A 12,907-nucleotide genomic window follows, 5' to 3' on the forward strand; every position below is an offset into this window, starting at 1 on the left:
ATTAAGAAAAATCAAATAGATTTTATTTAAAGCATTGAAATTATTATTGTAAACTTCTTAGTTAAATTTTAATGGTGAAATTTCATTTATTTAATCATATTTTGGCTTCTCAACGCTTACTTTCCAGTCTTCCCCAAAATAATTTTTCATTTCTTTATCTAAAGCATCTTTCTTTTCTGTATCGTTTTCATATTTAATCATCAGCATGGAAGCAACAAATTTGAGACTGCTTGATTCTCTTGTGGAAGGCTCCATTAATTTTGCGATTTCCAGACATTTTTCGAAATAACGAATCATCTTATCTCTGGTGAGAACCGTATCATTTAAGGTTCCGATAATTCTGTAACATTCAATCGCCATCGCATATTCACCGATTTTTAATGCAATATCAGCAGCTTTTTCGAATGCCTTTTCTGCCTTTGCTTTTTTTGAATTACCCAGACAATAGCTACCGTAATTCATATACATCTGAATTTCCAGCGGAGAATCAGGTTCTACCTCTTCAAATATTTTTTGATAGGTATCTTCCGCTTTTTCCTTTTTTCTGTCCGCTACGTAAGTCTGTGTCAACATAAAATAAGCGGAAATTTCACCTTGCTTGTTATTTTGCTCTCTGGCTAATTTTACGGCGTTTTTTAAAGAAAATTCAGCTTCATTATATCTTCCTTTACTCAAATGATTGCTCGCTATGAGAATCTGCTGCTGAAAATCGGTGTCTGCACTGTTTTTCTTCCTGTTGGTGTGCGCCGCGGTATTCTGCATCAGCTGGTGAATATCAACCTCGACCCTGAAGCTGTGTGCAGAGGAATTCTCTGGTAATGTTTTGTATGTATGATGTTCTGCCCATACCAATTTGATATCCTGGTTTCCTGATTTTTCACAGATTTCACACCATTCTTTTACCCAAACTGACAATTCTTCGATATTGCTGATCCTTATCGGAGCGATATACAAAAAAATCTTCGAATCTTTGATCGTTGGAAAATTTTTCTTTAAATCCAACAGCGGAAAAAATGCTTTAAAGGCATCCGTTTTAAACTTATTTTCAGAAATTGTAAGCCTCCATTCCGGAATATTTTCCTGGCTTTTTTCAAGCATTTCATAATATTCTTTCCATTCTTCAAATAAAGCCTGACCGAAGGAATCCATTCCATTAAATTCCTGATAATGAATAAGGAAAATATCTTCATCATCATAATCTTCGGATAGCCTTGATTTTATAAATCCGTCAAAAAGATCAGTTTCATGTTTTTCACCCAAGGCAATCAACATGGGCTTTTCTGCGTTATTTTTAACGATATTACGCCAATTCCTTTTTAATTTTACCAGTTCCAGATCTACGGGATTCATTAATTTTAATTTTTAGTTTTGAACACAGAGGCCCTTCCTTAATTTAAAGTTTGAATTATTTTTAAACATTAAGAAATTAAAGTCTATTCTTATTCTTAATAACCTGAATTACTTAATGTTAAAAGAGAAACAAACAACTTTATTTTAATTAAGATAATTAAGGAAAGTTTAAAATTTAACAAAGATTTAATTCAGTTTTACCGTTCCGCTTACGATATTGGTTTCGCTTCCTCCGCCGATGTTGATCTTGGCACTGCTCAGATTGGCTTCAGTCTTCGCCCCCATGGAAAGAGTGGTCGTTCCGACATCTAATGTAGTTGATTCAATACCGATTCCCGATGTTGGGCTTCCCCCTTCGGGGCCAACTCCAATTCCTATGCTTGCTGTTCCTCCAACACCGATATTGTCTCCCTGAACGATGATTTCTTTTCCTTTAATCATAATGTTTCCATCTTTATCCATAACAATAGAACTGCTTCCGCACGTCAGGGCAATAGAAATTTTACTATCAATACTTATATTTCCCGCACCATCAAGGAAAACCGTATTCTGATCCTTATCTCTTACCGTCATGCCACCACCATCGTCGAGGCTGATGGTATGCCCGCTTTTACTGCTTAAGCTTTTAATATTATTTCCGGTACCACCACCGCCGCCGACTCCACCGTGGAACATTCCGCCCATCACGAAAGGCCTGTCCGGATGCTGGTGTGCAAAATTGACCACTACCTGATCGCCAACTTCGGGAATGGCTACAAATCCACGGTTTTTGCTTACCTTTTCACTGCCTCCTCCATCGGGAGTCATAACGCGGATATATTCTGTGGTGGTTGATCCGTTCTGCCAGTCAAACTGTACCTGTACCCTTCCCTGATTCAGAGGATCGGTATTAGAAATTACTTTGGCAAACTGTGCATCTGCTTTTGGAAACTGAAATTCAGGTCGGGGAATAAAACCTGTATCTGAAGCTATGGCATCGAACGTTCCAGTATAGTAACCTCTAGCGTCTACCTCGTGATGAACCTCGGTAATCATTAATTTAGTAAAATATGAGGTTTCATTACTGTCATTTTTCCGCATTTCAATATCAGCGACACAGCCGGGATAAAGAAAAGGAACCGTGGTTGTTCCTGAGGTTACAAACACATCTGAAGCCTTGCTTCCGGCCGTTCCTTTCTGTGAGGTTTCCACATCCATAAAAGATGCAGCTTTGATAGGAGCAACTCTTAATGAAGGGGTTGTAAATGTTTTTTCTGAAATTTCATAAGCCCGTTTTGCGATATCTGAAGTATGGGTAATTCTGGAGCTGCCTGTTGTTAATTTTTCATTTTTACTGCTATTATAGCCATAAAAACTAGGATTCACATGTTGAGCTTTCATTCTTATTTTAACATCGTTGACGCTGCTTCCGTACGTAAGTTTTACAGGCTGTTCCTGCGGGGGCAGCTTTCCGAAGTGGAGGACTTCACCATCATAATAAAACTGTTCTCCGTAAGCTTCTGCTATTCTTGCTAAGTAGTTATAGTGGGTTTCTTCATATTGTGAGCTGTAAGAGACGTTTCCGTGCTGAGCATCTACCCGGAAATCAAACTTTCCGTTTCCGAGGCCTTCTTTAATGACCTGATCTGCAATACTGTTAAGACTGATTTCCTGACCACCGCCAAAGCTTTGTATATGCGGTGCAGCATCCAGAAGAATGGTCGGACTGTATCCGGTGAGCACAATATTTCCCAGACTGCCTTTTTCCTGGCTGAATCCGACTTCTGTAATAACACCTACGAAGCTTCTTTCGGGACCATCTTCGACATCCTTGTATTTAAAAGTAACGGTAATCCTTTTTCCTAAAAAACTTTGGGCTTCTTCAAGATTGTGATTTTCTGCAATTCCGAGTGTGTCATGGGCCAGCATCAGGCTGAATTCGTGATGTCTGACAGCACTTTGATCCAGACGGAAGTGTTTGAAATGTTTTACAGGTTTACCTTCTACTACGATATCAAGCTTTACCACGCGGTTAATTCCCTGAATCTGGCTTTCAGGAATTGCATTGGCATTATGTATTTTTGATGTTGGCTGCTGAGACCAGACTTTATTTTCTACCAATGTGGGAGAATTGGGCTGTAATTTTTGGTTGAGAAGCATTCCGGATGTGCTTTGTACAACTCCGGTATAAGCCTGTGCCTGAGCCATTTTTTGCGTTAGCTGATCTGCGGTTCCTTTTGTTTTTCCCTGAATCTTTTCTGTAGCTTTAGTTACTGCCTGGTTTTCTGCCATTTTTTTGATTTCCCCCACAGGTTTTATATTGGAAGATACTCCTGCAGAAGATATTTTCGGTGTATTATCATCCTGAAACATAGCCTTAAAATTTTGAGTGATGGTGTTTTTATTTTAACATGCTAAAATTTACCTGATAATAAATCAAATAAACTCATTATCTTATTGATAATTAAATATGCTGATGTGCCATTGACAGGCAGAAATATTTAATTCAAAATAAAAAAACAGAATAGCTACTCCGACGAGCTGAGCTATTCTGTAACCAATTTTATTTTTTACTAAGATGATTGTAGGTTTAGTTACCGCTGCTTGGCCAAAGCCCTTCGTACTTGGAGTTACCGTAGTCAATAGTTTCAGCGCTTACCACAAAGCTGATCAGCATGCTGTTTTCGTCTACGGCATCGAAGTCTACTTCGTGCTGGATGACGTATCCGTTTTCCCAAGTAAGCGTAATAAGGGTTCCTTCTTCGTGAGACTTATTGAAAGTGATCTCACCTGTTGTAGGCTTGTACTTTCCGTTGAGTAAGCTTTCAAGAATGTCAGATTTTTCAGTAGCTTCCACTGTAACTTTAATCAATGCGTTTGAAGGGTCTGAAGCTACTCTACCAGATACGTCAGTAGATCTTGAAACACTGTAGTTCAGCTTTAATAATTTTTGACCTTCGCCTCCGTTGAATTTTAAAATTCCTCTTGAATTTGTTGCCATGATTCGTAAATTTTAATCGTTAATAATATTTTGTGATTTGGTTGGTTTGTCTGATTTGTTGAGTCAAAGATAGATCACAAATTTGTATTCTAAAAGTTTTGGAATATTAATTTTTATTTTTGTCGTAATTCTACGATTTGATGTCGTAATTCTACGATAAAAGATATATCAACAACATAAAACATTTATATATCAACATATTACAATTCAAAATCTATAAATAATTCTAATAATTAAATACACAAAAAAGGGAAATATTAAGATTATATTAACCTTTTTTTAAAACATAATTAAGAAAAATCCGGCAGTAAATTTTACCCTGCCGGAATTGTATTTTAATGATTATAAAGTTATGTTTTAATAAGACTCTTTAAATTTAACATCACTTTGATATATTCTCGTACTGTCAGCTGAAACCGGGCGGTTATTAATTAAAATCTCCATGCTGCTGTTATCAGGAGCTATTTTAAAATCGAGTTTAAAATTTTTGCCCGCTTTTTCAAACTGTTCATTCACTTTTTCCCAGCTGAAAAAAGCACGGCCTTCAAAAGCCTGTCCTTTTCCGGTTTCCCAGAAGAATGAAATTTCTTTTGGAACAGCTCTTTCTTTGACAGCAGGTTTTACTCCCCAAGGGCGAAGCATGATTTCCCTTTCGCCATTATAATATTCAGATTGTATTTTAAATAAGCGGAAACCATTATTTTCCGAGATGATAAAAGGCGCCCAGAAATACCTTTTCTGATAATTTTTCCATTGTTCAGGTGAGGCATCGGGAATGAACATACGCTGTTTGATTTCTTCGCGTGTCTGCGAAATCTTTGAAAACAGCTTATCTGCATATTTTTTATCGTCTTTTACAACCTCAGCCTGAAATTCACCGAGTTGCACTGAAACATATCCGAATTTAAGCCACACAACAACCATTCCTTTCGGAGCAAATCCAAATACGAGGGTTCCGAATTTATAATAAGACATTCCTGCTTTATTATACTTTTCGTAATAATCAGGCTCATCTTTGATGTTAATAAATTCTTTTAACGGCTCATCGGAAGAGTCGGATTCGTTGTTGGAATAGGCTCGCTGAACCAAATCCAACACTTTATCTTTAGGAAAATCTGCTTTAAGGTGATAAAAAGTATCTTCGTATCTGGAGAAATATACGATATCAGCTCCAATCGGTGTGCCTCCCTGTTCTGTAAATCCTTTTCCCGAATCCCCCCATGTTCCGGATGAGCTTCCGTAAGGCAAACCTGCCGGTACTCCTTCCAGGGTAATGATCTTGTCTTCTACAGGGGTGATCATATAATTGTTCCACGGATGTGAAATCTGCACATCATAAGTTGGCATAAGCATATCTTTTTTCTTCATATCCTGGCAGTTCATAAACGGGAGCATTCCCAGTGCAATAATAAAAGCTTTCCATTTATCCATTTAATATATATCTTTTGCGTTCTGCTGCAGGCTTTGGCCCGGAAAATCTAGGCCCCATACCGAATGAATCGAGATTGGCGGACCAATGTAGATAAAGATTTCTCAGTTTTTTGATATCAATTTCAGAATCCAGGTAAGAATAACTGCCTGCCTTGCTGATATATTCTCCTGCTGAAGGATGTTTTCCATCATTATATTCTTTCACATACTCGTTCCTTAAATTATTACAGGTAGCAATATATTTTGCAGTAAGTTTGTTGCTGATATCTCCGATAAAGCTATCTTTAATCTGATGATCTGCCACTAAGCCTTCATCATATTTTACATCAAACTGTTTGGAGTAATAAAACATATTTTTTAATGATACTTTATCGTATTCATTCGATACTTTTTTTCTTCTTCCCCACAATTTATATTTTATGGTTGCGGTACGGGATGGAATAATGCTCGATTCAATAGTGATTTCTTCCGGGTTATACCAACCTTCCTCAATGAGTATATTCCTGAACCTTTCACATTCTTTGCTGGAATTAATTTCCTCGTGTAGCAAAACATCTTCTTTATCATTATTTACGTAGCCACCGCCGATATCGGAGTGTACACCAGGTAAGGTAAGCTGCAATCCCCTGATTCCAGCGCTGTCTATATTGGTAAGGCTGAAGTTGTCACGATATTCGTCGGATGAAGCCAGCTGCAACACAAAAGATGCATTTCTCACAGCATTTAGCCCAAGCTGCTTAGAGTCATCATCAATAATGCTAAATCCAAATAATGAAGCCCCTTTATGATTAACCCCGAATGAAGCAACCGTATCATACAGACCGACAAAATTGAAACGTACCGTTTTAACCTGAATTTTCTGCTGAATGAGACAGGCACCAAAATACCCATATTTGAGTAATGGGAAATCCGGTTCATTAACAATAATATATTGATTTGGTTTAGGTTCGGCATCCGACTTTTCGTAATCTTCAGGAGGATATACAAGAATTTGTTTATCTGAAATCTGCTGTGAACTGACATTCGTACCGGCAATATGTAAAAAATGCCGGGCCGCTGCAGCTCCCCTGCTGAATCCGTAAACATTCACTGTGAGAACATCAATTTTTTTGCCCTGAAATTTTTTTTGAATTGCTTCCGCTCCTTTTACGCAGCCTTTTGTTGCTTTAGCTTTCACCCCTCTGGCACTTATTCCCATTCCTGCACCTCGCACCGGAAGCCCTAAGGTATCGTTATCAGATTTATTATCTACTGTACCGATTCCTTCCACATAATAGGCAACCTGATTTTGTGCATTCGGATCAATACAATCATAGCCTCTTGCTACATTGCTAAAATCATTGGCATAGCTTCCTTTTGGTTTGTCCTGTTTTGCACCGGCCTGTGTATTTGTTTTATTGTTAAGAGTACCGTCAAAAAACAGGTTCAGCGTTACATCAATTGTATTGACAGGTTTGTCATTGGGATTGATTTTCTGAGCGGGATTGTAGCTTACCCCGGTTTCTTTTCCTTTCTGTTCCACCGAAACTGCGCTGGTGTGGCTGATGCCTTCTTTAGCGTAGGCTTTATAATCGCCTCCTGTCTGGGTGACAACTTTACCTTCTACAAAATACTCGATGCTCATGACTAGTAATTTTTAGATTTCTCTCCGCTGTTGTTCTGAACTTCTTTTTCCGAATGGTGTTCTACTTTGCCTTCACTGCTGATCTGAACACCTTTCATAGAAGTCAGCTTATGTTCTTTTTCGCCATATACTTCCATATCTCCTTTTACGTAGTGGCTCATTTTTCCAACCACATTGGTCATGAAATCGGCACCGGTAGAGAGATATTTCATAGAACCTACGCTTTCAGTATGATTAACCATAATTGTGTCAGATTTATTCATTCCGACATTGGTGGTCATATTCATGCCAACATTGATATTCATATTTTTACAATTCAATGTCATTGTTTCGGGAGCGGTGATGGTAATATTGCTTCCGGTGGTATCCAAATGAATTTCGTTTCCTGATTTATCGGTAATAACAATACTTTCATCTTCTGTAAAAATGATTCTGTGGCCGCTTCTGGTCTGTATTGATTTTACCCTGTTATCTGCTCCGCCGCCAAGTCCTACTCCACCATGAAACATTCCTCCCATCACAAATGGTCTGTCGGGATGACTATGCACAAAGTTTACCATGACCTGATCACCAACTTCAGGAATCGCTACATATCCTCTGTTTTGAGTAATCTGATCAGTTCCTCCCGCATCAGGACTCATCATCCGGATAAAGTGAGTGTTATCATTCGTTTGCCAGTCAAATCTTACCTGCACGCGTCCCTGTCCTTCCGGATCTGCATTTGAAATGACCGTAGCAATTTGTGGTTCGGCTCTGGGTACTTTAAATTCAGGTTTGGGTAAAAATCCTGTATCAGAAGCAATACCTTCGAAGCTTCCAGTGTAATGTCCTCGTGTATCCACTTCATGAGAAACTTCCGTTACCATAATTCTGGTGAAATAGGAGGATTCATTGGTATCGATTTTACGCATCTGTACATCAACCACACAACCGGGATGTAAAAAAGGAACCGTGGTATTTCCGGATAAGGAAAATACATTCACTGCCTGGCTTCCCGATGTACTTTTCTGTGAATATTCTACATCAAGATGAGTTGTTGCCTTAATTGGCGCAACCTGAAGGGCCGGAGTTTTATAAATTTTTTCATTGTGAGCGTAAGCCGTTTTTGCTAAATCTCCCACATGCTGAATCGGTGTATCACCGGAGGTTAATTTCTCATTCTTGCTGCTGTTGTAGCCATAAAATTGTGGTTTTATGTGAACAGCTTTCAATTCAACTCTGATATCGTTCGCGCTGCTTCCGTAGGTTAATTTAATGGGCTTATTCTGTGGAGGAAGTTTCCCGAAATGAAGCACTTCCCCATCATAATAAAACTGCTCGCCATACGCTTCTGCCATTCTTGCGAGATAGTTATAATGCGTCTCATCATACTGGCTGCTGTAAATGATCTGTGAATAATCATTGGTATCTACTCTTACATCAAAACGGCTCGTGTCAATCCCCTGTTTGATTACTTCATTGGCGATAATTCCCATATTTACGGCAGATCCACCTCCAAAACTTTGAACGTGAGGCGCTCCATCCAACAAAATGGTCGGGCTGTAACCTTTCAAAACAATATTTCCGAGACTCATCCTCTCCTGGCTGAATCCGACGCCCGTAATAACACCTACAAATGTTCTTTCAGGACTGTTGTCTATGTCTTTGTATGAAATAACAACCGTGAGTCGCTTTCCCAAAAATTTATTGGCCTCCTCTAGAGTATGGGTCTGCCGGTCGCCTAATGCATCATGAGCCAGTGTAAGGCTGAATTCGTGATGTTTTCCGGTACTTTGCGTCAGTTTAAAATGTTTATAATATTTAATGACTTTTCCTTCGATGACGATAGAAAGCTTTACCAGCCGGTTGATACCTGCATGATGATTCTCCGAAATTCCGTCGGCATTCTGAGATGGACGGAATGAAGGATTTGTAAGTATATTTTGTGATTCTGTTTTCATATTACCTGTAATTTGATAGGTTAAACATTATCGCTTGGTGTTTTATTATTTGGTGTTTATGGCGTGTGTCTCTTTGATTGATCGGGAGAGGATTTTATTTTTCCTTAATAAAAAGTCGGGCATGATATCTTTCGGTAAATACAGGGTTCCTTCTCCTTTATCCTGAAGTTCCTGTGAAATTTCGGGGTTCCAGGAGAGAAGTCTGCTAACGTCGAGGTCAAGCTCATCGGCAATGACATTTAAATTAAACCCTGCATTAATATCTGTTTCTGCCATCTGTTCGCTATTTTTTCCGCTTCCCCCATTCACGAAAAATACAGTATTCATTCGGGAAGAGTTGTAATTACTCAAAACACTTTGCAGTTCACCGGTGGCATAGCAGGCATTCAGATATTTTTTGACATGATTAATTGTTTCTTCCGGTAAAAATTTATAAAATACATGATACTGAGATGAATTGGCTGCCGCCATAGCTTTTGCAATATTTCCCTCACCACAATTGTAAGCGGCAACTACGGTAACCCAATTGTTATATTTTTTATATAAATTCGTCAGCGAGATGACAGCTGTCTTTGTACTTTTATACAGGTCATTCCTGTTCTGTTGGGTAAGCCCATATTGGTTCGCATGAGATGTCATAAATTGCCATACACCTACTGCGCCTGCCCCTGAAGTAATATTTCTGTTAAAATGAGACTCAATCAATGCCAGGTTCCTGAGATGTTTCGGCAGGCCCTTTTGTGCGAGAGAATATTCGATGAATTCTACAATTTCCTTATTGGCACTGATGATACTTTTATATCGCCTCACACTGTTCTCCGAAGTATCAGAAGCAGCAAGAAACTGTGCGTTCATGATCTGTGAACACAGCAGTAATATTCCTGCCAGGACGATATTTTTGAGATTTGGTTTCATATCTTATTAACGTAAATAAGAAATTTAACGTATATTATTTTATTATTCCACTTTCCAGCTTAATTTTTCCTCTTCCTGATTCCAGTCTACATGAATAGTCTGTCCGGATTTTACTTCTTCACGAACAATCATCTTAGAGATTGGCCTTGCGAGCTGAGATCTGATGACCCCTGAGATTTGTCTGGCTCCATATTTACTGCTGAAACCTCCTAAAGCCAGATTTTTTACCGCTTCATCTGAAATTTTTAGCGCAATTCCTAATCTCGTCAGCGAAGTATGAAGTGATTTCAACTGAATATTAAAAATCCTTTCAGCTATGGATTCTGTGATCGGTGCAAAAGGAATAATCTCAGTGATTCTCGCCAGAAATTCAGGTCTGAAACGTCCCGAATTTGACATAATCTGCATTAAAGAAGATGATTCAGGAACCTTGCCTTCTTCAAATTGCTTTACAATTTCTTCACTTCCGATGTTTGAAGTAAATAAGATCAAAGCATTACTGAAATCTCCTTCTTTTCCAAGCTTGTCATGTACTTTCCCTTCATCCATGATCTGTAAAAACACGTCAAAAACCGAATGGTGTGCTTTTTCAATTTCATCAAATAAAACCACCGTGTAAGGTTGCTGTCTGATTTTATTAACCAACATTCCTCCCTCTTCATAACCGACATATCCCGGAGGCGCACCATAAAGCAGTGCCGCTGAATGTTCTTCTTTAAACTCCGACATATCGAAACGAACCATTGCCTTTTCATCATTGAAGAGAAGTTCTGCCATCGATTTGGCCAATTCTGTTTTTCCGGTTCCGGTTGGTCCCAGAAGAAAGAATGAACCGATTGGCTGTCCCGGTTTGTTCAATCCGCTGCGATTTTCTACGATCGCATCAGAAAGGATTTTCAACGCGTGATCCTGGCCGACCACCCTGTTCATGAGAAGCGATTCCATATTAAGAAGCTTTTCTTTTTCCTGTGCCTGAATTTTTCCGATCGGGATATTTGTTTTTGCGGCCATTACTGCAGCCAGCTCGAGACGGTCAACTTTTTCTCTTTTTTTTGCTGCATGCTGTAAAAGTTCAGTATAAGTATCTTCTATTGTTTTCTGTATCTGCTCCACCGGCATAGAATTGTCAATCTGAGGCTGCTCACTCAAAGATCCCCATAAAATCGGGCTGATTTTGTCTCTCAACAAGTTGTAGGTCCAGATCAGCTCATCGGCTTTATCTTTATCATCAAAAAATTCTTCATTGAGAATTTCATCATATCTGTTTTTCCAGCTTTCCAGTTCTTTTTCTGAAAGCTCGTCAAGCATTTTTATTGCGGCCATTGTTCGGTCCAGCAAATCAATCGCTGCATCCGGTAATTTTTTACCCTTAGCATACCGTTTAGCAAGGCGTACACATTCCGGAAGAGCGGTTTTTTCCACTTCAATCCCGTGGTGTTTTTTGTAACCTTCCAATAAAACGTCGATCATTTTAACGCAGGTTTTTTCGTCAGGTTCATTTACCGTAAGCACTTCAAAACGTCTGTTAAAAGCCTGCTCAGGTTCTATAATTTTCCTGTATTCTTCCTGTGTAGTGGCCCCGATTACAGTGATTTCACCTCTTGCCAGTTCAGGTTTCAAAAGATTCGCTACATTTCCGATACTTCCTTTCGGATCGAGAAGTGTATGAATTTCATCAATAAAAAGAATTGCTTTTTCTATTTTTTTGCATTCGTTAATCACTTTTTTAAGACGGTCTTCAATTTCGCCTTTGTAGGAAGTTCCGGCCAATAAAGCGCCCGTATCCAATTCCAGTAATGTTCCGTTTTTAAGCATTTCGGGAACATTTCCTTTTGTAATTTCGATAGCAAATCCTTCTACCAATGCTGTTTTTCCAACTCCCGGCTCGCCGATAATAATCACATTCGGCTTACTTCTTCTGCAGAGTATTTCTACTAGCATTCTCAGTTCTTTATCTCTTCCGATAATGTTTTCCAACTCTCTTTTTCTGGCCTGTGCCGTCCTGTCTACACAATAATTCTTAATAGACGGAAAAGAATTATCAGAATAATCCGATCCGTTTGAAAAAATAGAAGAGAATTCCTGGTCTGCAGCGCTTTCGTATGGTGTATCTTTTCTGTAAAGATTGAATATTTCATGTTCTCTGAGAGGAAGCGATTTCAGCTGTTGCAGAGAAAAGGCTACTTGTGGTTTTACAATAGCCGTAAGTATACAAATTGGTGTAATTTCGTCCAAACCCAGCTTTAAACGGATATCATCCGCCTCTTCCACAATTGTATCTACCGTTTCATCTTCTTTTACCTCATCAGGAAGATGTGAGGTTTTGGGATAATCTTCAATTCGGACATCTGCCCATTCGTAAAAATATCCGGGATCTTTATCAATACTTTTCAGAAAATCCGAAAGTCCGATGTCTTTATGCATTAAAGCCTGAAGAATGTGCGGTCCACCGTAAGTTCCGTTATAATTTTCTTTCGCGATGGACTGTGCAATATGAAACAGCTGCTTTACCGTATCGTTGGTTACTAGTACTCCCATTGTGTATTTTTCAAATTAATATTCTCTTGTGGTGTGGTAATTTTCACCGATTATGTTTTCGCTAAACAGCAGCAAAAATTAATCCATAATTGGTTGAAATTTTACCTTTTACTAATATATCAGTTTTTT

Annotated in this window: 8 protein-coding genes; all 8 read right to left on the minus strand. The window is 38.7% G+C overall.

Features of this window, described 5'->3' with window-relative positions; translation table 11 throughout:
* Positions 1 to 90: 90 nt before the first annotated feature.
* Positions 91 to 1,350: a tetratricopeptide repeat protein gene (locus BMW64_RS09180; protein WP_089999673.1), complete on the minus strand. Its 1,260-nt coding sequence runs from the start codon at positions 1,348 to 1,350 to the stop codon at positions 91 to 93.
* 186 nt (positions 1,351 to 1,536) lie between these two features.
* On the minus strand, positions 1,537 to 3,702 hold the full coding sequence (locus BMW64_RS09185) for a type VI secretion system Vgr family protein (RefSeq protein ID WP_089999674.1): 2,166 nt from the start codon (positions 3,700 to 3,702) through the stop codon (positions 1,537 to 1,539).
* Positions 3,703 to 3,919: 217 nt separating this feature from the next.
* Positions 3,920 to 4,330 (minus strand): type VI secretion system tube protein TssD, encoded by a 411-nt coding sequence (tssD, locus tag BMW64_RS09190; protein ID WP_177175264.1) that lies wholly within the window; start codon positions 4,328 to 4,330, stop codon positions 3,920 to 3,922.
* Between the two features lie 357 nt (positions 4,331 to 4,687).
* Positions 4,688 to 5,761 carry a DUF2931 family protein gene (locus BMW64_RS09195; RefSeq protein ID WP_089999676.1) on the minus strand — a complete coding sequence of 358 codons (1,074 nt, stop codon included), beginning with the start codon at positions 5,759 to 5,761 and terminating at the stop codon, positions 4,688 to 4,690.
* Complete coding sequence (locus tag BMW64_RS09200; RefSeq protein WP_089999677.1) at positions 5,754 to 7,385, minus strand: T6SS phospholipase effector Tle1-like catalytic domain-containing protein; 1,632 nt, start codon at positions 7,383 to 7,385, stop codon at positions 5,754 to 5,756. The genes BMW64_RS09195 and BMW64_RS09200 overlap by 8 nt, the downstream gene beginning before the upstream one ends.
* A 2-nt stretch (positions 7,386 to 7,387) precedes the next feature.
* Positions 7,388 to 9,325 carry a type VI secretion system Vgr family protein gene (locus tag BMW64_RS09205; protein ID WP_089999678.1) on the minus strand — a complete coding sequence of 646 codons (1,938 nt, stop codon included), beginning with the start codon at positions 9,323 to 9,325 and terminating at the stop codon, positions 7,388 to 7,390.
* Between the two features lie 45 nt (positions 9,326 to 9,370).
* Complete coding sequence (locus BMW64_RS09210; protein WP_089999679.1) at positions 9,371 to 10,240, minus strand: lytic transglycosylase domain-containing protein; 870 nt, start codon at positions 10,238 to 10,240, stop codon at positions 9,371 to 9,373.
* Between the two features lie 42 nt (positions 10,241 to 10,282).
* The gene (locus tag BMW64_RS09215) at positions 10,283 to 12,778 is read right to left on the minus strand and encodes an ATP-dependent Clp protease ATP-binding subunit (protein ID WP_089999680.1); all 2,496 of its coding nucleotides are present in this window, start codon (positions 12,776 to 12,778) and stop codon (positions 10,283 to 10,285) included.
* Positions 12,779 to 12,907 lie beyond the last annotated feature (129 nt).

It is taken from the genome of Chryseobacterium taichungense (assembly GCF_900109935.1).
Classification (GTDB): domain Bacteria; phylum Bacteroidota; class Bacteroidia; order Flavobacteriales; family Weeksellaceae; genus Chryseobacterium; species Chryseobacterium taichungense.